The organism is Micromonospora sp. HB375 (assembly GCF_017872985.1).
Classification (GTDB): domain Bacteria; phylum Actinomycetota; class Actinomycetes; order Mycobacteriales; family Micromonosporaceae; genus Micromonospora; species Micromonospora chalcea.
The window spans coordinates 482,781-505,869 of record NZ_JAGGJO010000001.1 but is presented as its reverse complement, the minus strand read 5'-3'; the positions used below and the strand labels follow the sequence as shown (position 1 = coordinate 505,869).

Genomic DNA, 23,089 nt, shown 5'->3' with positions numbered 1-23,089 from the left:
CCCGAGTCAAGGGCACCTCACCTTTCGGCTTACCGAATGTTGACTGCAGCAGCGTTCGGCACGCTCTGAGGCGCGAGAAATAGGTTTTAGTCGAAGGTGGATGGCGGGCAACGCCCCTCTCCACTTACAGCAGAAGGAGCGACATGTCGCACCGTGTCAAGCGGCTCTTGGCCGCCACCTCAACAGGAATCGTCCTCGGTGTGGCCGGGTTCGCTGTCCCGGCGTACGCCGCGGGAACCTGTTCCAGCGGCCGGATCTGCATGTGGGAAGACTTCGGATACACCGGCAGCAAGTACGTGGACTACGTCCCGGGCACCATCTCGAATGACCGGTACGAGATCAACGGATTCAACGGGGACAACGAGATCAGCTCGGTTATCAACAACACCAGCAAGTGCGCGGTGCTGTACGACAACGACGGCTTCTCGGGCACCCGTATCACCATCTCGAAGAACACCTCCGTGAGCAACCTGCGCACGTTCGCGAACTTCGACAACGAGGCGGAAAGCTTCGCACTGGTGAGCTGCTAGTTCGACGGTACGACGAGCGGCCGTCTCTCGACGGCCGCTCGTTCGGCGATTCATACCCACACTCCACAGCAGAAGGGCTATAGGGTTCATCTATGAAGGTGCCTCGTACGACGTTTCCCGGTCTCGCTGGCTGTCGAGGCGTCCGGCTGCGCTTCGGCCGGACCGTCGCGCTCGACGATCTCTCGTTCGCCGTCGAGAAGGGCGAGACGGTGGCGATCACCGGTCCCTCCGGCTGCGGCAAGACATCCCTGCTGCATGTGCTGTCGGGCCTGCTGCGTCCCGACGCCGGCGAGGTGTACTTCGGGTCGCGGGAGCTGTCGGCCGAGTCGGACGCGGCGCGCAGCCGCCTTCGATTGACCTCCTTCGGGTTTGTGTTGCAGTTCGGTGACCTGGTGCCGGAGTTGACACTCGGCGAGAACGTGGAGTTGCCGCTGCGGATGACCGGGGTACGGGCAGCGGTGGCTCACCGACGGGCGCTGCATCTGCTCGAGGAGTTAGGTATCGGAGACCTGGCGTCGCGGCAGGCGGGCGCGGTGTCGGGTGGGCAGGCGCAGCGGGCCGCGGTGGCTCGGGCACTGGTGCACGAGCCACAGGTGGTTTTCGCCGACGAGCCGACTGGCGCGCTGGATTCCACCAGCGGTGAGGCGGTCCTGGACTGCTTGTTCGCCGCGGCGAGGCAACGACATGCCGCCGTGGTCGTGGTGACGCACGCCGCGGAGGTGGCGCAGCGAGCAGACCGGGTGGTGCGCATGCGCGATGGCCGCGTGCTGGAGACGGTGGCTGCGCGATGAGTGCCGTAGGTCGCTATCTGCCATGGATGTGGTTGGGACTGCGGCTGACGGTGCGCGGTGGACGCCGGGCGCTGGTGCGCACGGTGCTGCTCGGCGCCGGGGCGGCGGTCGGCATCGTGCTGGTCCTCGGCGCGCTCGCGGTGCCGACCGTGGTGGACGCCCAGGACCTGCGGGTCATCTCCCGGACCCCGGTGACGCAACCCGGCGCAGATCAGGGGTTGCGGGTCCTGACGATCGATGACGCGGTCGCCGGTCGCCTGCTACGTCGGGTGAATGTCAGTGGGGCCAGCGGTGGTGCTCCCGTTCCGCCCGGAGTCGGGCAATTGCCGGCCGCCGGCGAGGTGGTGGTTTCCCCGGCGCTGCGTGAGCTCATCGCCGCCAACCCGCACGCGCGGCAGCGCTTCCCGCAGCGGGTGGTCGGCACGATCGGCGCTGCGGGCCTGACCGCGCCGGACGAGCTGATCGCGTACGTGGGTGTGGACGCGGCTCGAATGCCGGCGGACGCCGTTCCGGTGGTGGGCTTCGGCGATTCCGATGCCAACCGGCGGTTGGCGGTGCAGCGAGGCACTTCTGATCTGGAGCGACTGCTCACTCCCGGACGGATGGTCGCGTTCGCGTTCGCGTTCTTCCTCCTCGCACCACTGGCGGTACTGCTGTCCACCGCCGCCGGGCTGTCGGCCTCCGCGCGGGAGCAGCGGCTGGCCGCGCTCCGGCTACTCGGGGCGTCGGCGCGACAGGCACAGGCGGTCAACGCGGTCGAGACCGGTGTCGCCGCCACCATCGGCGTCGCACTCGGCTATGCGGCGTTCCCGCTGCTACGGGCAATCAGCGCCGACTGGTCGTTGGGCCGTTTCCGCTGGTACGCCACGGACGTGCACGTCGGCGCCGGTCGAGCCGCCACCGCCGGAGCGATAATCGCGGTGTTCGCGGTCATAGTGGCCGTGGCAGGGGCAACGCCTGCTGTTCTGCGCCCGGTGACCACCCGCCGTAGAACCGCGACCCCGGCACCTCGAGCGTGGCGGCTGCTCGCCTTCATCGCATCGGTCATGGCGCTGCTGGCGGCGATGTGGCTCGGTGACACGACGATGCCAGCACTGGCGTTGCTCGCCGCCGGGATGCTGGGCGTGGCGCTCACCCTGCCGCTCGTTCTTCCAGCGCTGCTCACCCGCCTCTGGGCACCTCTGCTGCGGTGGACCGCCCGACCGGTGTGGGTGACCCTCGCCGCACGTCGCGTCCTGCAGGCGCCCAACCTGGCCTCGCGTCTGGTCGGCGCGCTGATGGTCGCTCTGTTCATCGGTGGCGTGGGCACCATCGGCACCGCCGCCTATCAGGCGGCGAACACCGCCCGGCAGGTGTCCGACACCGGGTGGTTGCCGCAGACGATCCTGACTGGTGACCAAGCCCTCGCCGACAAGCTGACTCCCGTCGTCGGCACCGACAATATCGCCTACTACGAGAGCCTCAGCGGCATCGCCACGGTCGCCGGGCAGCAGCAACAGGTCTCTGTCGTCCGGGGCAGTTGCGCCAGCCTCGCCGTGCTGTTCGACACCACCTGGACCTGCACACCGGGAAAGGCGTACCGGGCGAAGTGGTCCGACCAGCTACCGCCCGGGACCACCCTGAGGCCAGCCGACGACGGAGATGCCGCGGTCACGGCCTTCACGATTCCTGCCGACACCGCCCCGCTGAACACCTCACCGTTCGGGCAAGGCACCGACATCGTCGTCGCCGAGACGCCCCGGCAGGGGACCATCGTCGCGAAGGTCACCGCCGACCAGGGCAAGCTCGAGGACTGGTACGCCGTCACCGCCGCCCTCGCCCCCACCGCAGTGGTGCAGGGATACCGCGAGATCCCGACCGGCTTCGACGCCGGCGCCGTCATCGTCCTCGTCACCGCCGGGCTGCTCATCACTGCCGCCATGGGCTTCATCGCCTTCGCCATGTCCACCGTCGACCGCAGGATCGCCACCCGACGCGCGAACGTCCCCCTCGCGGTGATCGGCGCGCCCCGGCGAACCCTCACGGCCGCGGACCTCACCGAGTCAGTCAGTGGTCTGATCCTCGGTCAACTCATCACCGCCGCGGCCGTCATCCTCACCGCCGGGACGGCAGCAGCCGTACTGCGCACTGCGAGCTTCGCCGACCTGCTCCACACCATCAGGCCCATGCTCACTCTTGCCGCCGCCGGGGTCGTCCTCGGCACCCTGATCACCATCCTGGCCACCACGTCCGCCGGCCGCCCCACCCCCGCACTCTTGCGCCACGAATAGCAATCGCACACCGATCAGGAGACCGTCATGGTTGAGGCCAGCTCATCGGGCGCCGCCTCTCTCATCGGTATTCCTCGCCGCCCCACACACTGCGGACACCGATGACGGTCTCCGTTCCCTACGCTGCTCCCATGGCAGCGTGTCCCGAGCTGACCAGGCCGGCCCCCCACGTGGGGTCCGGTCATGGTCTCTCCGGGGCAACCCCGGGGACGGACTACTCACCTCGGCACCACACCACAGGTGCGTCGGCACGCTCCGCGAGCCTGTGCACCCGCACGACCGGGCATCGTCGGGACGCGCTGCCACCACCGGCCCGATCGTGACCACCATTCACGCCCTCGCCACCGCGCTCGCCGACGCGTTCCTCGCCGGCGACAGCTGGCGCCGCGCCGATCTCATCGACCAGGGTGGGCTCGTCCTCGGAGTACGACGGCGCTGGCTGTGGCCGGTCGCCGACGCGGTGCTGGTCGCCTACCCGCGCCCACCCACCGACCGGCCACGCGAACTGGCCACGTTCCTGAGCAACGTCGACCCACTGCGCGCGGCAGTCGCCACCGCCCGCCAGCACCAGCGACCGATCGCCATCCGCGCCCGACCCGTGACACCGACCCGCACCATCCGCCGCCCCTGGCACACCCCAGTCATAGACACCGTCGATGACCTGGCCGCGATGCTCGACCTGAGCATCGAGCACCTCGACTGGTACGCCGACCGACGCGCCATGAACCGCCGCGCCACCGCCCACCGCCTGCACCATTACCACTACCGGTGGACCGCGGGCGGCCGGCTGATCGAGGCACCGAAGTCCCGGCTGCGCGCCCTGCAACGCCGGCTCCTCACCGAGGTCCTCGGCCCCATCCCGGTCCACCCGCCGCCCACGGATTCGTCCCCGGCCGCTCCGCGCACACCTTCGCCGGCATCCACACCGCACAGCCGGTCGTCGTCCGGATCGACCTGCTCGCCTTCTTCACCCACATCCCCGCCACCCGCGTCCACGGCCTGTTCCGCACCGCCGGCTACCCCGAATCCGTCGCCCACACCCTCACCGGACTCTGCACCAACCGCACCCCGCACCCAGTCCTGCGCCGCGCACCGACCGAGCTGCCGCACCGAGCGGCCCGGCTCGCCGCGCTCCGCACCGGCCATCTGCCCCAAGGCGCGCCCACCTCACCCGCACTGGCCAACCTGTGCGCCTACCGACTCGACCGACGCCTCACCGGCCTCGCCGACGCCTTCGCCATCACCTACAGCCGGTACGCCGACGACCTCGCCTTCTCCGGCGACCTCACCACCCGCCGCATCGACGACCTGATCGCCGACGTCACCGACATCGCCCGCGACGAGGGCTTCCAAGTCCATCCAGCCAAGACCCGCGTCCGCGGGCGCGCGGACCGGCAACTCCTCGCTGGACTCGTCGTCAACCAACACCCCGCCACACCACGCGACGAATACGACCAGCTCCGCGCCATCCTCCACAACGCCGCCCGCACCGGCCTCGCCGCGCAGAACCGGACCGGCCACCCCGACTTCGCTCAATACCTCATCGGACGAGTTACCTGGATCAGTCATCACCACCCGGCACGCGCAGCCAAACTCGCCGCGCTGCTGGCCCACGCTCTCGCGGCACCGTAAACTGACGCGGCACGGCAACTTCACCGGATCCCGCAAGGACGCGTCGAACCGACCTAACAAGGGCCTGAGCAGGACTTACACCTGTTCTGCTGATCTTCAGCAAGCGAGCACAGCGACGGGCGCGTGCGACCCACCAATGTGAAAACAAAATAGAAACCCGCAGGTCATCCAGCTATGGGTACAGATAGAGCGTCGTCTTAGGAAACCGATGCTCTATCCCCTGAGCTACGAGGGCGCGAGGGCCCAGTCTAGCGACCTGGGGGTTCACCTGGGGTGGCAGGGAGTGGCAGGCGTTCACCCACGTCACCCGGACCGCCGTTCTCCCAGCCCAGGACCACACCCGGAGCACACGAACCCCGGTTCGCGACCGGCGGTCGGCCATAGTGACCCACGTTGGCACCGGTGCACCCCGGTCGGCATCCGCTGGAGGAGCCTCCAGGTGACTCCGGTTGATCTTGGCGGGCAGAATGAAGTGGCCGGCGCGATGGGGTCGCGTCGGGGAGCGGACCGCCGCCAGCGTCGACTGTCTGGGGCGTCACGCTGGCACGCCGCACCGGCCCTCCACGATCCTCGCCACATCTTGGCGACGGTCAGCGGGGAACCATGCGTCAGGTGTCGAGGCCTGCGAGGTTGAGGCGTTCGAGCAAGCTGGGCTTGCGGGCGTGCGCCGCCCGGAGCTCGGCCAGCCGGTGCTGGAACGACGAACTGTCCCCGTCGCGTTCGCTGAGTTCACGCAGGTCGATGAGGAGTTGCACGGCGGTGTCGTACTCGCGGGGTTTCTTGGTGGCGATGAGCTCGTCGACTCGCTGCCAGGCGGCGGGTTGGTCGACTGCGAGGGTGTCGAGGTGCCGCTGCCGGGCTGCTGCGGCGGACCGTTCGCGGCGGATCCGGTCGCGTTCGCGTTGCTCGGCGTCCCGTCGTTCCCGTTCGGCGCGCAACTCCGCGGCGGTGGCGAGCAGTTCCCCGGCGGTACGGGCGGCTGCCGGGGTGGGCCTATCAGTGCGGTGTGCGTCGCGGTAGCGGCGCAGCAGTCGGTTGCGCAGTTGGCTGTCGCCGCCGGTGATCAGGTCGGTCAGGATGGCGTCCTTGTCCCGCGCGGACAGCCCGACGACCCAGGTGCGTAGTTGCGCAGCGGTCGGTTCGCCGGAGGTGGCCGGCGCCGGTCCGGCCGCCGCGGCCGCGATCAGGTCGGGGTCGATGCGGAGGAACTCGGCGACGGCGGTGAGGGACGCGTCGAGGGTCCCCAGCCGGGCGGGGACGGGCGGTTCAGGCTCGTCGTCGGCGATCTCGGCGGACTGTACGCAGCGCAGCCAGGCCAGGTAGAGCAGGCGCAGGTCGCCGGCGGCGAGGCGGGCCCGGACCGGGATGACGGAGGCGAGGAGGCCGTGGCCGTCGAGGTCCCACTCGTCGGTGCCGTCCTCGTCCTCGTCGTGGAGGTCGATGATGACGTGCTTGCCGGTGGTCCACGCGGATGCGCTGTCACCTTGGCAGTACTGGGAGACGGTGGCGGGGCCGAGCACGTGTTTCGGTAGCCGCAGCATGAGCTGGCGGGTGCCCCAGTTCGTCAGGTACAGGTGAGCGTCGAAGTACCGTTCCATCAGCGTGCGCGGGTCGCCCTTGAAGTCGCCCCACTCGTAGGTGTTGACGAAGCTGGTGGCGGTGATGTCGGCCCGGGTCGACAGCGACCGAAGCTCGGCCCGCTCCCGGCCGGTGAGGGGCCGGTCGACGGCGGTGAACTCGTAGTACTGGTACTCGCTCACCGTGGCCTACCGTCCGGCCCAGTGCAGGTAGGCGTCGATCCACGCGGCGCCGTCCGGCGCGGGGGTGGGCAACGGCAGGTCGAGGAGATCGATCCTCTGCCGGTGGCGACCTCGGGCGCAGACCGCGACGATGTTGTCCGCCGCCAGCTCGACCTTCCGTACGGTGGCCTCGACGCCGAGGACGGTGGTGGTGAACGGCACCGCCAGATGCTCCTCGATCATGGCGAACAGGCCGGCGCGCTCGTCCTCATGACCGTCCGTGTCGGCGGTGGCTTCCTCGATCATCGCCTCCAGCGCGGCGTTGTCCTTCGATGCCATCGGCGGAGGATAGCGGACCGGCGCCGGGATGTTCGACGCCCCACTGGGATGGTGCCTTTCCCGAACTCGCCGCGATCCGCAGCAACGCGACGTAGCGGTGGACCCTTTCACGAACCGCCCCGTTCGCCTGCCCCCGCAAATCGAACATCAAGTAACCGCGTATCGAACGCCCAGCGTGCCGCAAATCGAAAGCGGACGTCCTCGCAGATCGGAAATTCGCGTTGGTCCCGTCCGGGAAGGACCATGTCATGGCAGACAAGAACGCTGTTCAGCTTCCTGAACCGACGTCGGCGGAGGTGGAGTTCGCTCAGCAGTTGGTCGAGCGGGGCAAGGCCGACGGCACAGGTACTCCGGCTACATCCACCGTGGCGCGGGCGCAAAGTGCGCTGGGCACGGCGACCTCCAGGTCGCCGTGCCCGCGGGTCTGCGCGCCGTGGAACAGATCCACCACCTGGCCAGCCGTGACGTACCAACGAACTACGGAGGCGCTCGGCCAGAACGGCGCGGATGTCAAGCCCTCACGCGTCGAGATCAGGAGGGCTGACGACCACCAGCCTGAAGCGGACGAGGGATCCGGCCGGACAAGAGATTCGTCTGCTCGTCGAGGGACGGGCGGTCGCCCTCACCCACCCGCGCCGAACCATCCGTCGGAACCTCGGGGATCGGCGTTCCCTCGCACTCCGCTCCCCGTTTCGGCAGCTTTCCGTTCAGCAGGTAGTCGTCGATGGCGGCGTCGACGCAGGCGTTGGTGCCGTGGACGACGTGGTAGCCATCGCGGGGAACGCTGAGGAGCCGGTGCCCGAGCAGGTCCGCCATCGCCCGACCGCCCTCGTACGGCGTCTGCGGGTCGAACTCCTCCTGCACGACCAGCCCTGTCGGGTAGCCGCTGCGGCGCAGCTTCACCAGCGGCTCGACCCGCTCCACCGAGCCGAAGGTGCACTCACGCGGAGAAACCGCCGAAGCACCCCAGCCGTAGGGGAAGTGCTCGGAGAAGTAGCGCATGTCCGCGTAGTACACCTTGAGGTCGGCGGGCCATTCGGCCTCGCAGTTGACTGCCTCCCAGACGCCATTGCTGGTCGGCGGCGGGTCGGCCTGGATCTCTTGCTGAAGAGCCAACGCCCGGCCCAGGTCACCCGGCACGTCCGAGGGTGTCTCGACCTGCTGACGCAGCCGGCTCGCCGTCGCTGCGAAGAAGTCCCAGTACGCCACCTCGTTGGTGGCCCCGATGAGGCCGTCGAACTCGGTGCCGTCGTACACGAAATCACCCTGGTCGATTGGGCGTTGCTCCAGCTTCGCCCGGGTCCGTTCGATCGTGGCGCGCACCTGCGACCGGGTGGTTCCCAGCCCGTAGATTCCGTTGCGCTCGGCCACCCACGTCATCCAGGCGTCGGCGGTCCTACGTTGGGCGATTGCCTGTTGCTTCCACGCCTCCCGCCATATCCATTGCGGGTGGATCGCGGAGTCCAGGACGTTGCGGTTCAGTCGCTTCGGAAAAAGCGTGCCGTAGACGGCCGTCACGTACGTGCCGTAGGACTTCCCCATCAGGTTCAGCTGACGCTCACCCAGGACCGCGCGGACGATGTCGAGATCTCTGGCGTTGTTGGCGGTGGTGAAGTAGGGACGCCGGGCACCGTCCGCGCGTTCGCATTGCTGATCACGCCTGCGGAACTCCTCGGTGTACGCCCGCATCTGCGCGTCGGTGAAGCGCGTCCTACCGGACACCTGCACGCTCGTGCCCTCGCACAGCAGAGGCTGCGACTGCCCGACACCGCGCGGGTTGTACCCGATGATGTCGTACCGCGTTGACAGCGCCTCGTACGCCGGGTCCTCCGGCGCGTAGATTCCCTGCCCGCCCGGCCCGCCGGGGACCTCGACCAGTACGCCGAGCCGGTTCGGCTGATCGCTCGCCAGGCGCCGGGAGAGCTCGACGGTCTCCCGGGGACCGTCCGGTCGCCGGTAGTCCAACGGCACCCGCACAGTCGTGCATTCCACCGCCGGGGACGCGCTCCCGGCACGGGGAAGCGCGGACGCCGAAGCATCCGGTGACCGCCTCGGTGGCACCGGCGGGCGGGGGCAGGGTCCCCACGCAGGACGCTGCGCGTAGAACTCCGCCAGTCCGACCGGCACCGCGTCGGACTTCGGCGCGGTGTTCGCCTCGGCGAGAGGCACCACCTGTACGCACAGAGCCGCTGTTGCCGTGGCAATCAGACCGGCCTTTGCTCTGCGTCTCATCCCAAGCCTTCATTCTTCGCGACAGGAGCCGCTGAAGCGGCCCTGCGGAACAGCACCGTCGTGGTGCCGGCGCTGGCCGTCATGGCCGCAGGGCGGTCGCGGCCGGAGTCCAGGTCGACTCGTCCTCGACGTCGGCGACCGTGATCCCCTTGGCGATCTTCTCCAGCTCGACCCGCGGCAGCGTGTTACCGGCACCATCGGGGCTGACCTCGACTACGACTGCGCCGTCGGCGCTCCGGAACTGGCACCAGATGTCGACCTGCGGGCCGTCCCACCCGGGCCGGTCGGGTACGTCGTAGCACTTCGTCACACCGGGCTCCGGCGTCTGGTTCGCGCTGCTGCTCGGGATGACCGAGATGTGGAACCCGTCTTTGATGCCACCCTCGCTCGCCTCGTACGGTGCGGTCAGCCCAGTGGTGGGCGCGGCGGACCTGGTGTACGTCGCGCCGCCGTAGTCGCCGCCGCGGGCCGCGGCGATGCCGCCGAGGCCCGCCGTGGCGTGGGTGCCGATCTGCAACGGCACGTAACCGTCCGGCAGGTAGCCCACCGTGAAGGGCACCAGGGCCGGCGTCGGCCTGCTGGGCTTCAGGCCTTCGACCAGGCCGCCCAGCTCCTCGAAGCTCGGCGTGGCCTTGTCGCCGGAGTACGACGTGACAGCCGCCCAGGCGTTGTCGGCGTACTCCCAGGCGAAGAGCTTGTTGCCGCCATCCACCGGGCGTTGCGGGTCAAGGCCGACCGGCAGCGTCGCCTGCACGGCCCTGCGCCCGGCCACGGTGACGTTCGCGCCGTCCTTGATCCCGGCCGGGTCGAAGGCACCGGGCCGGTAGACGGTCAGGTACGCCAAGAGGGCCGGCTTCCCGTTTTCCTTGTTCCGCAAGAACGCGTCGCCCTGCTCCTCCACCTCCTGGCGGGTCATGGGCTTGTCGTTCGAGGTGTGACCGTCGGAGTAGACGGGAGCGATCTGGTACGCGGTGGACGCGACGATCGGGTCCTGCACATGCAGCGTGCCGGCGTCGTACCCGGTGAAGGTGAAGGTGAACGACGCGGCGTCGGGCCACTCGGCCCCGGCCGGCTCGGACGCCGCCGCACCGGCCACGAACGGCGCGGCCGGGGGGCTCTGCTGCGCACCCAGAGCCGGTACCACGAACGCACCGGCGACCACGGCCACGACGAGGCCCGCCGCGCCGGCTGACGCGAATCCGGCCCGACGGCGGCGCTGCGCCCGCCGCCCTGCCGTGATGATGTCGTCGACGGTGCGGGACATCGGCGGCTCATCGCCCGTTACCGCGTCCACGAGATCATGCAACCGCATGGGTCCACTCCTTTATCGATGGTCCGTTGAGATCGGTACGGTCGCCGCCGAGTGACTCGCGCAGCTTCGCCAGGCCACGGGACACCTGACTCTTGGCCGTGCCCACCGTGCAGTTCAGGACGCTGGCGGTGTCCTCCAGGCTCAGATCCAGGTAGTGCCGGAGCACGACCGCGGCTCGCTGCCGGGGTGGCACCGAGTCGAGCGCCGCCCGCAGGCGCATCCGCTCGTCGCTCGCACCGGCGGGGTCGCGCAGCGCGATGTCCGGCATGGCGTCACCGGCCGACCGCTCGCGCCGCCACGGCCGACGGGTCTCGTCGACCGCGGCCCGGTAGACCATGGTCTTGACGTAGAGATCGGGCCGGTCCAGCTTCCGCCAGCGGGGATAGAGCTTGACCAGAGCATTGGCCACGGCGTCCTCCGCCGCGTGCCAGTCGCCGCAGGTCACGTACGCCAGCTTGCGCAGTGACGCCATTTCTGACGTCACGAACTCGCGGAATGCTTGCTCGTCTTCGGCTATCAAGTGCGCTGCCTCCTCGTGACGGAGGTAGAACGGAACCGCCCACCCGGAAAGTTGCACCACTCGAAGAAGTTGGCGGATCAACAGGATGATCGAGCGGGTTCTACGGTCGCGCCGACGCGCTCTGAAGAGAGCGTCGTCGCGGTCGAGCAGGTAGTGGTCGCCCGCCGGTCCAGGCCGTCCACACCCGAGCAGGATTCGGCCGACACCGACCGTCCGGATCGTCGTACCGGCGGCCGCTCATCCGTCCCGGCCGCCCGGAGCGGATTCCACCATCGCGGCGAGGAGCGTGGCCACCGGCACGGTGGCGAACCCGACCCGGTTGTCGCCGGCCCCGTACGGCAGCCACAGCTCGCCGTCGTGTACGAGCGCGCCGCAGGAGTAGACGACGTTGGGGACGTAACCGTCCTGCTCGGCCTCGTCGGGTGACAGGAGCGCGCCGGGCAGCCGCGCGATCACCCGTTCCGGCCGGCGCAGGTCGAGCAGGAGCGCGCCGATGGCGTACCGGCGCATCGGGCCGACGCCGTGGGTGAGCACGAGCCAGCCGGCGTCGGTCTCGATGGGCGATCCGCAGTTGCCGACCTGGATCAGTTCCCAGCTGTCCCGGGGGGCGTGCAGCGGCACCGGCCTCCGCCACCGGTTCTCACGGTCCAGGCTGGTCAGGCCGATGGTCTCGCCGTCCGCGCGGCACAGGGCGAGGTGCCGTCCGGCCACGGTACGGGGGAACAGCGCGACGCCCTTGTTGCGGACGCCCGGCCCGCGCATCGGGGTGCTGTCGAATCGGCGCAGGTCCACGCTGGCAAGCGTGCGGGTGGCGATGCGCCGTCCGTCGTAGGCGGTGTAGGTCGCCCGGTACAAGGGTCCGGACTCGCCGGTGAACCTGACGAACCGGGCGTCCTCCATGCCGTTGCCCTCCGCCGGAACGGCCGGCCAGAGGACTCGTTGATGCAGGGCGGTGTCGGCGGGGAAGATCGTGGCGTAACTGGCGGCGTTGGTGCGGCGTACCTGTTCGAGGGTGTCCGGTCCGGTGCTGCGGGAGAGCAGGTCCGGTGGCAGATCGCCGATCACCCGGTCGAAGGTCGCCTCGTCGTAGCGTTCGGGCAGGGCGTGCAGCACGGTGGCGGTGATTTCGTTGTCGCAGTCCACCTCGGTCAGGCCGGCGGCGAGGAGGTCCCGGCGGTGTCGTACGGCCGTCCGCTGTCCGACGACCGGCGGCCCGGACCGGTCGGCGACGGTGAGCCGGAGTCCGGGTCCGAGGACCGCGGTGGCGAACCCGATGGACGACAGGTGCCCCTCGCCGATCTGGCGCAGGCTGATCGCGACGCGCAGTTGCCCGGCGATCAGGCCGGTCTGGTCCGGATGGGCAACCATCGACGGGTTGCACAGGGCCGCCGCCTCGACCGCGTACTCGTGGCTGAAGTAGGCGCCGATCAGGAGCCGGGTGGTGGGGGAAAGGTCCCGGCCCCGGGCGATGCGGTGCCGGACGAGGTCGTAGTGGTGGTGGAACGTGGCGTCCAGATCGCGGTGCCGGGTGCCGAACCGGTCGAAGGTCTCCCTCAGCAGCCGGCCGGTCTCCTCGTCGTCGAGGTGCGCGACGCGGTCGATGAGCGCCCGCGCTCGGCTGCGTACCAGGGCGGCGTCCTCACCCGGGACGAAGAGCTTGACGACGACCCGGCGTGGATCCGGGGCCAGGATGGCGCCGTGCCGGACGGCCAGGGTGTCGGTCACGACCACCGCCGGGCGTGCTGCACGGTGGAGATCAGCGCGAGGGTCGATTCGGCGCCCTGGTTGAGGTTGGGTCCGTGCGGGGTCAGCCCGTCGTAGCCGCCGCCGGTCGCCGGATCCCACATCCGCGTACCGACGTCGTTGTCGCCGAGGAACCACCCCACCGCCTGCCGGACGCCGGTCTCCCAGCCGGGGTCGCCGGTGACGGCGGCGGCGGTGGCGCAGGCGTCGGCGAACGCGGCTACCTCGATCGCCTGCTGGTCGTGGCGCAGCCGCGCCGCGCCGCGCTGCCACCCGCCGGCGGGTACGACCGACAGGTGTCCATCACGGAGCTGGACGTCGCGCAGCCAGGTCAGCATCCGCAGGCCGTCGTCGAGGGGCGGGCCGTCGTGGCGTAGCTGACTGGCCGCGATGACGACCTCCGCGAGGGCCGCGTTGGCATAGGTCAGGCACGGCTGCGGCCAGGGCCAGAGCGGGTCGGGGCCGGGGGCGCCGATCGTGGCGGCCGCGTCCATGAGCAGTGTGGCCGCATCGGCGTGGCCCGGGTGGCGGCGCAGCACCTCGATGGCACCGAGCCCGGCGAAGGCCATCGCGTGCGGGGCCGGGGAGCGCCGTCTGGCGCCCCGGCCGAAGGCGACGAGTGCCTCCTCCCGGATCCAGGGCGCGGGGCTGCGGGCGGCGGCGGTGCCGAGCCCCCACAGCGCCCGCCCCCACCAGTCGCCGAGCCCGGGGGCGTCGGTCCACCGCCGGTCGTGGCCGAGCCGATTGCGGAAGGCGCCCCGGGTGTCCTGCGCGTGGGTGAGGAACGCGAGGTAGCGCTCCGCCAGCCCGAGCACCTCCGGGGTCGGCTCCGGCTCCCGGCTGGTGACGACCAGCCCGCGCGCGGCGTCATCGGTGCAGTAGCCGTGTTCGCGGCGGACGATGGCGTGTCGGGCGTGCTCGAACAGGCCGGTGTCGTCACTCAAACGGCTCAGGTGCGCGAAGCTCGGCCGGGGCGTCGGATGCCGGCCACCGCTGCCTGACATGTTGGACAGATCGGTGGTCGCGGTCACGCCGACGCCGCGCTGACCGCGGAGAGGCGGGCGGCGACGAGCCGCTCGGCGAGCGTGCCGTAGCTGGCCGCCACCGCCGGCCAGCGCAGGTCCGCGGCCGGCGGCCGGACGCGGCCCGCCAGCCGGGCGGCCAGGCCGGGCTCGGTCAGGATCCGCCGGATCGCGGCGGCCAGCGCCGCCGAATCCTGGTGGGGTACGACCAGACCGGGCCCGCCGTTGAGCAGCTCGACGGCATGCGGGAAGGCCGTGGCCACGACGGGCACCCCGGCGGCCACCGCCTCGATGAGCACGCCGGAGGTGACCTGTTCGCGGGAGTCGTAGGGCAGCACGACCACGTCGGCGGAGCGGATCAACCGGGCGAGCGCGGGTTGGTCGTGGTAGACGTTCTGGTAGTCCACGGCGTGGGCGATGCCCAGCTGGGCGCCGAGCTGGTGCAGTCCCGCCCGGTACGCCTCCCCCTGGTGCTCGACCACCTTCGGATGGGTCCGGCCGGCAATCGTGTAGGTGGGGGTCGGTTCGAGGTCCTGCAACCGCGCGAGGGCCCGCAACGACCACTCGACGCCCTTGCCCGGGCCGAGCAGTCCCCAGGTCAGCAGGTGCGGGCGGGTACGGCGGTCGGCGGGCACGTGGACGTGTTCGGCGGCGCCGTGCGGGATGACCGTGACCTTGTCCGGACGTACGGCGTAGCCGACGAGCAGCCGGTCGTGAGCCGTGCGGGTCATGGTGACGACCGCTCCCGCGGCGGTGACGATCTGCTCCAGCAGGGACTTCTGCCTGGGCGAGGGCCGGCGGAGCACGGTGTGCAGGACCACGATGCTCGGCACGGTGAGCCGGCGCAGCAGCGGCAGGACGTCCTCGCCGTCGGCGCCGGGGTAGATGCCGTACTCGTGCTGCACGACGGCCACGTCGAAGGTGTTGAGGACGGCCGCGGCGTCCCGCCAGCCGGTCTGCGTACGGGCCGACCAGGTGTGCACGACCCCGGGTCCGGCCCGCAGGTCGTCGCCGTGGTCGGTGACCCGGACGATGCCGCCGCGCGTGCCGTCGGCGGTCAGGTGGGTGGCGAGGGCGGAGTTGAAGGTGGCCAGTCCGCATCGGGTCGGTGGGTGCGTGCTGAGGAAGCCGTAGCTGGGCATGGGTGTCGGGCCTTCCGGTTGTCGGCCGCCTCGGAGTGGGGGCGGCCTCACGCGGTGTCGGCGCACGCCGGCCAGCGTGTGTGGCCGGCGGAACGGATCGGGCGGTGGTGGCCGGGGGTTCAGCGGTGCGACCGACGGGTGAGGCGGTCGTAGACGGTCAGGTAGTCGGTCACCATGCGGTCCGCGCCGAAGCGTTGCCCGGCCCGGGTCCGACAGGTGGCCCGGTCCAGCGCGGCAGCCCGGCCGACGGCGTCGACGGCCTGCTCGGCGGTCCGCACGAGGAACCCCGTCACCCCTTCGTCGACGACCTCCGGCATCGACCCGCGCGCGTACGCGACGACCGGCGTGCCGCAGGCCATCGACTCCACCACCGAGAGCCCGAACGGCTCGTCGAAGGCGATCGGGTGCAGCAGCGCGGCGCTCGCGCCCAGCACCTCCGCACGCCGCCGAGGGCCGACCGAGCCGAGGAAGACGACCCGGTCGCCGTCGATGTGGGGGGCCACCTGCTCGGCGAAGTACCGCTCGTCCTGAACGATGCCGCAGATGGTCAGCGGCCGTCCGGCGCGGCGGGCGATCTCGATGGCGGTGTGGGTGCCCTTGTCGGGGTGGATCCGGCCGAAGGCGGCCAGTCCCGGGCCGGCGTCGCGGGTGAACGGCAGCCCGGTCAGGTCGACACCGTGGTGCACCGTGGCGACGTAGTCGAGGTCCGCGTTCCGGTCGGCGTCGGAGATCGAGACGTAGGACGAGCGGGCCCGGGCGTACGCGGGGAGGATGCCCGCACCGGAGAAACCGTGCACGGTGGTGAGCAGCGGCGCGCGGCAGTGTTCGGCGAAGGCGAGCGGCAGCCAGTCGAGGTGGCTGTGCACCAGGTCGAACTCCGACGAACGGGCCATCGCGTGGGAGACGTGCATCGCCTCCCACACCCGGCCGTCCATGGCCGGGTCGTCGGCGTACCCGCGGGGGCACACACCGTCGAGGGCGGCGGAGGTGACGGAGTCCAGCGTCGCGAACAGGGTCACCTCCACGCCACGGGTGACCAACCCCTCCGCGAGCAGCCCGGTCACCTGCTCCCAGGGGCCGTAGTGGTGCGGGGGTGTCCGCCAGGCGACCGGCCCGAGCAGGGCGACCCTCACGGGGACGGCGAGTCGGCGAGGTCGGCCGGATCGAGACGCAGGGTCGCGAGCAGCCCCACGTGCTTAGCGGGGTCCACCCGCTCCGGTAGGTCGCGCTCGACCCAGTCGGCCCTGGCGTGCTGACCGCGCTCGCGCAGCGCCGCGACGATCCGGTTTCTGGCGATCCCCATCATCTGCCTCTCGAGAAGCTGTTCGGAGTGGTTCCGCGTGCCGGCGCCGGGTCAGCGGAGGAGCCCTGTTCTCAGTTGAGCCAGCGAGCGCTTCAGCAGCCGGGAGACGTGCATCTGGGACAGCCCGACCCGGGCGGCGATCTGCGCCTGGGTCAGGTCACCGGTGAACCTCATGGTCAGGATCCGGAGTTCGCGTGGGGGAAGCGCCGCGAGGAGCGGCCCGAGGGTGAGGTGGTCGTCGACGGCCGCGTAGCCCGCATCGACGGTGCCGCTGCGCGCGTGGCGTTCGATGCGGTCGGCCGCGAGTCGTGGCTCGTTCAGCGATGCCAGGCGATAGACACCGAGGGCGACGACGGCGGCCAGGACCTGGGCGACGGTCACCTCCAGGTCGTCGGCGAGCTCTCGATCGGTCGGCTGGCAGCCGTGTTGCTGCGCCAGCCTGCCCCGGGCCTCGGGCACCCGTGCACCCAGTTCCTGGGTCGGACGCGGAACCCGGATCGCCCAGGCCGAGTCGCGGAAGTGCTTCCGGATGCCGCCGAGGATGGTCGGGACGGCGTAGGCGGCGAACGGCACGCCACGACCGCCGTCGTATCCGTCGACGGCCTTGATCAGGCCGAGCGCGCCGATCTGCGCCAGATCGTCGTAGGACTCCCCGCGACCGGTGTACCGGCGGGCCAACCGACACGCCATCGGCAGATTCGCCTCGATGACCCGATTTCGTAGCCGTACGCGCTCGGGATCGTCGACGGTCAGGGCGGCGCGTCGACGCAACATGTCTTCATTGATCCCCGAGGCCGGGTTCGGCGTCGGAGGGGAGAAGGTGGCTGTGGGTGTCACGGCGGAGGTGACCATTGTTCCAACGCCCCTAACGGGCTGGTGGCGGCAAGACTGGCGCCACCGGGGACCCGGGCGACACCGTCACCGTACGCCTTCATCTCCAGGACCGACACCCGAACGGGTTCCGGGTGCCGAACCGGTCGTCAGGCGGACCCGTGGTCGACCGGGCCCAGCGTGATCTGCTCGGAGCCGTCGACGATCGCCTGGGACAGGTCGGACAGCCGCCGGTTGCGGCTGCGGGCGCCGTCGCGCAGCAACGCGAAGGCCTGACCCACGTCCACCTGGAGGCGTTCGGCGAGGACTCCCTTGGCCTGTTCGATCAGAACGCGGCTGTTCAGGGCGGTCTGCAGCTGCTCGGCGAGCATGTCGCGCCGGTGGATGGCGCGCTGTTGCAGCAGCCCGATGGTGGCCACGTCGGCGAGCGCCTGACCGATGCGGAGCTTGTCCTCGTCGACAGCTCCCGGCCGGACATCGAAGAGGTTAAGCGCGCCGATGACCTCGGAGCGCAGGCGCATGGGCAGGGCGTGCACCGCGGCGAAGCCGACCTCGGCCGCCGCGGCGGCGAACCTCGGCCACTGTGCGGTGGTCAGTCCCAGGTCGGCGACCGACACCGGTCGGCCCGTACGGAAGCAGTCGAGGCAGGGCCCCTGGTCGGTCTGAAGCTGGAACAGCTCCAGCAGCCGGGTGCGTTCGGAGGAGGCGGCGACCACCTGCAGCCTGTCCCGCTGGTCGGTCAGGAGCAGCCCGGCCGCCGACACACCCAGCAGATCAACGCACCTCTCGGTCAGCACGTGCAGGAACTCGATCACGTCGAAGTCGTCGACGAGAGTGTCGGCCATCTCCACGAAAACGTCGGCCAGCTGGGTTTCGGCCATGTCGGTCACCTCGCCAATCAATGGTTCCACCGGTCACCCGACGGGACGGTCCGTGCGGCGCCCGTCCTGGCGCCGATCCCCCGTTCACCCCTTCCGGTCACCGTGTCCGGTCCGGGCCGAGACGCAGGCGCCGGGCGACGATGTCGGTCGCCACGTCCCGCAACCGCCGGTCCCGGGAGTACGCGTGGGCCAGCATCCGGGCGAGTGCCACCGCCGCGGGCACCTCCAGCTGGGCCATGATCATTCCGGTAGCCTGGTGCACCTCGGGGTGGTGCAGGCCGGTCCCCTCGGGCCACCGATCGTTCCGGTCCGCGCCGTGGCTCGTCGCGCCGTCCAGCAGCACCGCGCATGCCGTGTCCGCCAGGATCAGCACGTCGGCCAGCTCCTCCGCCGCGAGGTCCTCGGCGCGGGCCCGGTAAAGGTCCAGGACACCGAGGTTGATCCCGCCCACCCGTAGTGGCAACGCGAACACCGCACAGGCCCCGACGCGCACCGCGGCCGGCGCGAACGCCGGCCAGCGCTTCCGGCATTCCGGCAGGGTCAGATCGGCGGCAAGGACAGGCCCGTGTGTGGTCGCGTCCACGCACGGCCCCTCGCCGAGGGTGAGGCTTAGGTCTTCCAGATCCGCAGCGCTTCGATCCGTCGCGTGCACCAGTTCGCGCGGCGTGGCATCGAGGACGACGGCGACGGCCGCGGAGTCGACGTCGGCGGCCGAGACCGCAGCCGCGCAGACATGACCGACCGTGACCGCGCCACCTCGGGCGGCAGCGCCGAGAGCGGCCCACAGCCGCAGCCGGCGATCGGAGGTCGTCGGATCGCCGTGCCCGGGGTTGTCCGTGTCCACCACTGACTCCGACCCGGATCGCTCGAAGCGGACGTTACGGACAGCGCCAGGGACCCGGGCGAAGGGCAAACGGTACTCCGCATGACGCCGCCGCGCTACCGGCGGCAACGGACGCGACGACGCCGAGCCGATCGAGGCAAGGGAGCGTACGCTGGCAGTGTCGCTCGGGACCCCGGTGGCTGACAGCCCGCCGCCGACGGACGCCCCGTTCGCGACGCCATCCCGACCGGTCAAGTCGCGGGGCCTACCCTCGCTCCCGGCAGGGCACCGTCCACCGCACGTCGGACCGCGACGGTCTGTCACAGGCCCGCAATCAACCAGACGCGCCGGCGCACCACCGCGCTCAGGCCGGCCGGATACTCCTCGGAAGGCGGCGGTTCTCATGACCGCACCCCGGAACAGTCATGTTCGATTCTTCCCGCGCGACGGTCACCGCGGCACCGATGCCTCTCGCCCGATTCCCCCGCGACCGGCGGTGAAGCGCTCGCGGGTCGGGCGTCTGTGGGTCGCTGCCATGGTGTTCGCGGTCGTACTCCTGCTGCTGCTCGTCTTCGTGCTGCAGAACGGGCAACCCGCCGAGGTGTCGTTCCTCGGCGCGCACGGCACGCTGCCGATGGGGGTGGCCCTGCTGCTGGCCGCGGTCTCCGGGGTCCTGCTCGTCGCACTCCCCGGCACCGCCCGGATCGTGCAACTCAGATTGCTGGGTCGCCGTCGCATGCGGGAAGCCGGCGCGCCCGAGCATCGTCCGACTCCCCCGCCGGTGAACGGCATCACGGTAGTCCCGCTGCCGCCCCGCGCAGCGGATCAGGACGACTGAGCCGTGTCCGCGGGATCAGGCGTGGGGAGCGGAGCGGCTGCCGGCCTTGGCCAGGCCGCGGCTGACCAGGTAGCCGATGGTCAGCATGGTGACGTAGAGCCGGGCGCGGTCGGCGCGGAAGAAGGGGCGATCAGCGACGCGGCGCTGCTCGGCGTCCAGTCTTCGGCCACCGGCAGGTCAGGACGCAGCGTCACCAGCTCTTCCATGTTCGTGATCCGCAGCAACCGCAGGATGCTGCCCCCGGGCCGGCAGACGACGAGGGCGGAATCAGCCGCGAGCGCGATATGCGCCCGGGCGAGGAAACTGGGCAGCGCGGAGGAGGCGAAGGTGACATCGGCCAGATCCACGACGACCTCGGTCGGCGCGATGATCGACAGGCGCTCCACCACGCCCGACAGTGCCGGGTCGGCCTCCATGTCGATCTCACCCGCCAGGCGGATCAGGGCGCTGGGACGTCGAGGCGAGATCAGTAGGGTGATGACGAAATGCGCGCCGGACACCTGGGCCATAGCCTCACCTCGGCATGAACGACCTGATGCCGAGGGCTGGGGCAACGACCTGAACAGGCCGTGTCCTGATGCTACCGCCCGGCGACCCGATGCCGACAGCCGATGTGACCGGGCGGGACGCGGCGGTCCTCCGCCTCACCGGTTGTCGCGCAGCGGCGCACCGACCTCGTGCAGGTGCCGCAACGCCTGCCGGTACGACTGGACCAGGCTGGCCTGCTCGTAGGCGACTCCGATCTCCCTGCAGTAGGCCTCGACCATCGGTTGCGCCCGGCGAAGGTTCGGTGTCGGCATCGCCGGGAACAGGTGATGCTCGATCTGATAGTTCAGACCGCCCAGCGCGGCGTCGGTCAGCCGGCCACCGGTCACGTTTCGTGAGGTCAGCACCTGCTTGCGCAGGTAGTCCTCGGTGCCCTCCGGATGCGGCATGCCCTTGTGGTTCGGCGCGAACGTCATCCCCAGGTAGACACCGAACACCGCGTGGTGAACGGCGAAGAACGCCAGTGCCTGCCAAGGGGTGAGCACCAACAGCAGGGCGGCGACGTAGGCAGCGAGGTGAAGGCCCATCAAGCCGGCCTCCAGACCGCGGCGCTTCATCCCGGGGGCCAGCAACGCCCTGACGCTGGACACCCGCAGGCCGATGCTCAGCAGCGTCAGCAGCGGGAAGAACAGACCGGCCTGGTGACGGGTGACGTATCCCTTCAGCCCGCGTCGCCCCCGGGCCGACCCGCTGGCCCAGATCAGCACCTCCGACGCCACATCCGGGTCGAGATCGTCATGGTTGGGGTTGTTGTGGTGGCGGGTGTGCTTCTCCATCCACCAGCCGTAGCTCATCCCGACCGCGATGTTGGCCGCGATCCGGCCCGCCCGCTCGCTGAGCTTCCCGGTGCGGAACACCTGCCGGTGCGCCAGATCGTGGGCCACCAGAGCCGCATGCGAGAACGCGACACCCAGGAAGGCGGCGACGGCGAGGGTCCACCAGGACGCTCCGACCAACCACAACGCTGTCCATCCGGCCACCAGCATCGATGCCACCGTGACCATCCGTACGGCGTAGTAAGTGGGACGCCGTTCGAGCAGACCGGCCCGGACGACCCGTCGGTTGAGCACGGCGAAGTCACTGCCGCCCGCGGGCTTCCGGTGCGGAGGTGAAGTGTCGGCGAATTCGGTGACGGGAGGACAGGCAGTCGAGCTCGACATGGGACTCCTCGGATCTCCCACCGCACAGGAAGGTTCACGTCTCCGAGTGCGGCAAGCGTGTGCGGGAGGTGCGGACGACAGGCCGCGGGAGTCCGGGCGACCGCCGCGATCCGGCTAGGACGTCGGATGCAGCCTGAGGTCAGTACCCTCGTCGGCGACGTAGGAAACGGATCGTCTCACCCAGCAGGGTTACCACGTCGACTCCCGGCGTGTACCGGATCGGTGCCGCGCGCCGGCCGGACCGGCGCCGTCACAGTGGGCACGAACACCATCGACGCCCCCGTCTGCCTGCATCTGATGGTCACCTGCAAGGGCCCGGGCGGGATTCGGTCAGTGGTGGCTTCGGCAGAGTCGGAGCGTTCAGGTCCGGGCCGGCGCGGTGGGTGGGCGATCGCGCTGAACGTGGCCGCCTTCGGTCTCCCAGCCGGCGACGTCGTCGTCGGCTCGCGCCGACCGTCCCTGGCGGGGGTGGGACGGTATGGACGTCTCACCAGTGGCGCGCGTGCTGTCGGCGGGACGCGAAGCCGCGAGCATGGTCGCCGTCGCCACGGCATGGGTGGCCCCAGGTGCGACCACGGCCAGGTCGACTCGCAGATCCCGTGGGCCTGTAAGAATCACCAGCTCGGCCGCGAGACTGGTGAACCAACCCACCCTCACCACGGCACCACCGACGCCGATCCGGCCGGGGTGCCGGTCCCAGGCATCGGGCTGAAGCATGATCCGTTCGATCACGCCGCCACGCCGGGCGGTGAGCGCTGTGACGAGGCTGCACAACTCGACAACCGGTTCTCGTGACGTCGGCCACCAGCCGCCGTCGAGCATCGACCGGCTGGACGGCGAGTCGGCCAGCCGCAGGCGTGCCACCGGCGGCTCACCGGTGCAGACCCACGTCATGCGGTCCTTGGCAGAGCGGACCATCAGATCCGCCTCTCCGGTACGCCGGCGTCCGGGCGGGCGCCGGGAAGGTCCGAACGGGTGGTGGTGCAGGGGGTGACGCGGTGCACGAGGGTCACCGGGCTCCCGGCACGGCCGTCCGGCGTAGGCCGTGGCCGATCGTTGATCTCGGGGCCGGACTGCACACCGGTGGGGACGGGACCGAACCTGACCATGCGCGGACCTCTTTCGATGGTGGTGGGCTCCTGGGGAAGGGAGCAGGGGGCGTCGACGGGCCGGCCGGTTGGTCAGATCGCTCTCGGCGGTCAGGCGGACGGTCCGAGCGGAGTACGAGGCGGGTCGACGAGATCGGCCGGGTCGAGGCGCAGGATGGCGAGCAGCCCGGCGTGCTTCTCCGGGTCTATCTGCTCCGGCAGTTCCCGCTCGACCCAGTCGGCCCTGATCCGCTGGCCGCGTCGGCGGAGAAGACTGACGATCCGCTGTCTGGCGATGGTCATAGGACGCTCTCCCCTGCGGAGCCGTCCGAGAGGATCGCACTCAC

General features: G+C 70.6%; 23 protein-coding genes. 5 read left to right on the top strand and 18 right to left on the bottom strand.

Features of this window, described 5'->3' with window-relative positions; all coding sequences use genetic code 11:
* The first annotated feature begins 143 nt into the window (after positions 1-143).
* The 3 genes from J3R08_RS02545 to J3R08_RS02535 all read left to right on the top strand — a co-directional run bounded on the left by J3R08_RS02545 (position 144) and on the right by J3R08_RS02535 (position 3,591).
* Positions 144-530, top strand: a complete 387-nt coding sequence (locus J3R08_RS02545) for a peptidase inhibitor family I36 protein (RefSeq protein WP_082171164.1) — start codon at positions 144-146, stop codon at positions 528-530.
* Positions 531-622: 92 nt separating this feature from the next.
* Positions 623-1,321, top strand: coding sequence for an ABC transporter ATP-binding protein (locus J3R08_RS02540; protein WP_046569657.1), 699 nt, complete (start codon positions 623-625; stop codon positions 1,319-1,321).
* A 74-nt stretch (positions 1,322-1,395) separates the two neighbouring features.
* Complete coding sequence (locus J3R08_RS02535; RefSeq protein ID WP_209959821.1) at positions 1,396-3,591, top strand: hypothetical protein; 2,196 nt, start codon at positions 1,396-1,398, stop codon at positions 3,589-3,591.
* Positions 3,592-3,805: 214 nt separating this feature from the next.
* Here J3R08_RS02535 and J3R08_RS02530 read toward each other — a convergent pair whose 3' ends face one another.
* A complete protein-coding gene (locus J3R08_RS02530) occupies positions 3,806-4,348 on the bottom strand; it encodes a hypothetical protein (RefSeq protein WP_209959819.1) in 543 nt (180 codons plus the stop codon).
* 11 nt (positions 4,349-4,359) lie between these two features.
* Here J3R08_RS02530 and J3R08_RS02525 point away from each other — a divergent pair, with 11 nt between their 5' ends.
* Complete coding sequence (locus J3R08_RS02525; protein ID WP_209959816.1) at positions 4,360-5,223, top strand: reverse transcriptase family protein; 864 nt, start codon at positions 4,360-4,362, stop codon at positions 5,221-5,223.
* 608 nt (positions 5,224-5,831) lie between these two features.
* Here J3R08_RS02525 and J3R08_RS02520 read toward each other — a convergent pair.
* From J3R08_RS02520 to J3R08_RS02460, 13 genes are all read right to left on the bottom strand, one after another.
* Complete coding sequence (locus J3R08_RS02520; RefSeq protein ID WP_209959814.1) at positions 5,832-6,983, bottom strand: hypothetical protein; 1,152 nt, start codon at positions 6,981-6,983, stop codon at positions 5,832-5,834.
* A 6-nt stretch (positions 6,984-6,989) separates the two neighbouring features.
* A complete protein-coding gene (locus tag J3R08_RS02515; RefSeq protein WP_209959812.1) occupies positions 6,990-7,301 on the bottom strand; it encodes a hypothetical protein in 312 nt (103 codons plus the stop codon).
* A gap of 531 nt (positions 7,302-7,832) precedes the next feature.
* A complete protein-coding gene (locus J3R08_RS02510; RefSeq protein ID WP_209959811.1) occupies positions 7,833-9,272 on the bottom strand; it encodes an alpha/beta hydrolase in 1,440 nt (479 codons plus the stop codon).
* Between the two features lie 340 nt (positions 9,273-9,612).
* A complete protein-coding gene (locus J3R08_RS02505; protein ID WP_064448564.1) occupies positions 9,613-10,845 on the bottom strand; it encodes a hypothetical protein in 1,233 nt (410 codons plus the stop codon).
* Positions 10,832-11,365, bottom strand: coding sequence for a SigE family RNA polymerase sigma factor (locus J3R08_RS02500; protein ID WP_043330679.1), 534 nt, complete (start codon positions 11,363-11,365; stop codon positions 10,832-10,834). Before J3R08_RS02500 ends, J3R08_RS02505 begins: the two co-directional genes overlap by 14 nt.
* A 237-nt stretch (positions 11,366-11,602) precedes the next feature.
* Complete coding sequence (locus J3R08_RS02495; protein WP_064448617.1) at positions 11,603-13,090, bottom strand: glycosylase; 1,488 nt, start codon at positions 13,088-13,090, stop codon at positions 11,603-11,605.
* Positions 13,087-14,112: a hypothetical protein gene (locus tag J3R08_RS02490; RefSeq protein WP_043330681.1), complete on the bottom strand. Its 1,026-nt coding sequence runs from the start codon at positions 14,110-14,112 to the stop codon at positions 13,087-13,089. The genes J3R08_RS02495 and J3R08_RS02490 overlap by 4 nt, the downstream gene beginning before the upstream one ends.
* Before the next feature lie 23 nt (positions 14,113-14,135).
* Complete coding sequence (locus tag J3R08_RS02485; RefSeq protein WP_064448565.1) at positions 14,136-15,272, bottom strand: glycosyltransferase; 1,137 nt, start codon at positions 15,270-15,272, stop codon at positions 14,136-14,138.
* A gap of 119 nt (positions 15,273-15,391) precedes the next feature.
* Positions 15,392-16,405, bottom strand: a complete 1,014-nt coding sequence (locus J3R08_RS02480; RefSeq protein ID WP_064448566.1) for a glycosyltransferase family 4 protein — start codon at positions 16,403-16,405, stop codon at positions 15,392-15,394.
* The gene (locus J3R08_RS02475; protein ID WP_176722769.1) at positions 16,402-16,575 is read right to left on the bottom strand and encodes a hypothetical protein; all 174 of its coding nucleotides are present in this window, start codon (positions 16,573-16,575) and stop codon (positions 16,402-16,404) included. Before J3R08_RS02475 ends, J3R08_RS02480 begins: the two co-directional genes overlap by 4 nt.
* 51 nt (positions 16,576-16,626) lie before the next feature.
* Positions 16,627-17,427 carry a sigma-70 family RNA polymerase sigma factor gene (locus J3R08_RS02470; RefSeq protein WP_209959809.1) on the bottom strand — a complete coding sequence of 267 codons (801 nt, stop codon included), beginning with the start codon at positions 17,425-17,427 and terminating at the stop codon, positions 16,627-16,629.
* Between the two features lie 128 nt (positions 17,428-17,555).
* A complete protein-coding gene (locus J3R08_RS02465) occupies positions 17,556-18,287 on the bottom strand; it encodes a GAF and ANTAR domain-containing protein (RefSeq protein ID WP_043330684.1) in 732 nt (243 codons plus the stop codon).
* Between the two features lie 97 nt (positions 18,288-18,384).
* On the bottom strand, positions 18,385-19,365 hold the full coding sequence (locus J3R08_RS02460; RefSeq protein ID WP_158629851.1) for a GAF and ANTAR domain-containing protein: 981 nt from the start codon (positions 19,363-19,365) through the stop codon (positions 18,385-18,387).
* A 280-nt stretch (positions 19,366-19,645) separates the two neighbouring features.
* Between J3R08_RS02460 and J3R08_RS02455 the strand changes: the two genes are divergently transcribed.
* Positions 19,646-19,948 carry a lipopolysaccharide assembly protein LapA domain-containing protein gene (locus J3R08_RS02455; RefSeq protein ID WP_197494980.1) on the top strand — a complete coding sequence of 101 codons (303 nt, stop codon included), beginning with the start codon at positions 19,646-19,648 and terminating at the stop codon, positions 19,946-19,948.
* A gap of 80 nt (positions 19,949-20,028) precedes the next feature.
* Here the strand turns inward: J3R08_RS02455 and J3R08_RS02450 are convergent, their stop codons facing one another.
* The 4 genes from J3R08_RS02450 to J3R08_RS02435 all read right to left on the bottom strand — a co-directional run bounded on the left by J3R08_RS02450 (position 20,029) and on the right by J3R08_RS02435 (position 23,045).
* Positions 20,029-20,457 carry an STAS domain-containing protein gene (locus J3R08_RS02450; protein WP_043326971.1) on the bottom strand — a complete coding sequence of 143 codons (429 nt, stop codon included), beginning with the start codon at positions 20,455-20,457 and terminating at the stop codon, positions 20,029-20,031.
* A gap of 135 nt (positions 20,458-20,592) precedes the next feature.
* Positions 20,593-21,654, bottom strand: coding sequence for an acyl-CoA desaturase (locus J3R08_RS02445; protein WP_043326973.1), 1,062 nt, complete (start codon positions 21,652-21,654; stop codon positions 20,593-20,595).
* A gap of 360 nt (positions 21,655-22,014) precedes the next feature.
* Positions 22,015-22,518 (bottom strand): DUF5994 family protein, encoded by a 504-nt coding sequence (locus J3R08_RS02440; protein WP_209959807.1) that lies wholly within the window; start codon positions 22,516-22,518, stop codon positions 22,015-22,017.
* Between the two features lie 335 nt (positions 22,519-22,853).
* Entirely contained in the window at positions 22,854-23,045 is a 192-nt protein-coding gene (locus tag J3R08_RS02435) for a hypothetical protein (RefSeq protein ID WP_043326977.1), read from the bottom strand.
* Positions 23,046-23,089 lie beyond the last annotated feature (44 nt).

Bases quoted from the DNA above. Each gene is read 5' to 3' on its own strand.
- J3R08_RS02515 (WP_209959812.1), bottom strand. From the start codon at position 7,301: ATGGCATCGAAGGACAACGCCGCGCTGGAGGCGATGATCGAGGAAGCC.
- J3R08_RS02465 (WP_043330684.1), bottom strand. From the start codon at position 18,287: ATGGCCGAAACCCAGCTGGCCGACGTTTTCGTGGAGATGGCCGACACT.
- J3R08_RS02540 (WP_046569657.1), top strand. From the start codon at position 623: ATGAAGGTGCCTCGTACGACGTTTCCCGGTCTCGCTGGCTGTCGAGGC.
- J3R08_RS02450 (WP_043326971.1), bottom strand. From the start codon at position 20,457: ATGGCCCAGGTGTCCGGCGCGCATTTCGTCATCACCCTACTGATCTCG.
- J3R08_RS02545 (WP_082171164.1), top strand. From the start codon at position 144: ATGTCGCACCGTGTCAAGCGGCTCTTGGCCGCCACCTCAACAGGAATC.
- J3R08_RS02485 (WP_064448565.1), bottom strand. From the start codon at position 15,272: ATGCCCAGCTACGGCTTCCTCAGCACGCACCCACCGACCCGATGCGGA.
- J3R08_RS02490 (WP_043330681.1), bottom strand. From the start codon at position 14,112: ATGTCAGGCAGCGGTGGCCGGCATCCGACGCCCCGGCCGAGCTTCGCG.
- J3R08_RS02475 (WP_176722769.1), bottom strand. From the start codon at position 16,575: ATGGGGATCGCCAGAAACCGGATCGTCGCGGCGCTGCGCGAGCGCGGT.
- J3R08_RS02470 (WP_209959809.1), bottom strand. From the start codon at position 17,427: ATGGTCACCTCCGCCGTGACACCCACAGCCACCTTCTCCCCTCCGACG.
- J3R08_RS02530 (WP_209959819.1), bottom strand. From the start codon at position 4,348: ATGGTGCAGGCGGTGGGCGGTGGCGCGGCGGTTCATGGCGCGTCGGTC.
- J3R08_RS02505 (WP_064448564.1), bottom strand. From the start codon at position 10,845: ATGCGGTTGCATGATCTCGTGGACGCGGTAACGGGCGATGAGCCGCCG.
- J3R08_RS02455 (WP_197494980.1), top strand. From the start codon at position 19,646: ATGGTGTTCGCGGTCGTACTCCTGCTGCTGCTCGTCTTCGTGCTGCAG.
- J3R08_RS02445 (WP_043326973.1), bottom strand. From the start codon at position 21,654: ATGTCGAGCTCGACTGCCTGTCCTCCCGTCACCGAATTCGCCGACACT.
- J3R08_RS02435 (WP_043326977.1), bottom strand. From the start codon at position 23,045: ATGACCATCGCCAGACAGCGGATCGTCAGTCTTCTCCGCCGACGCGGC.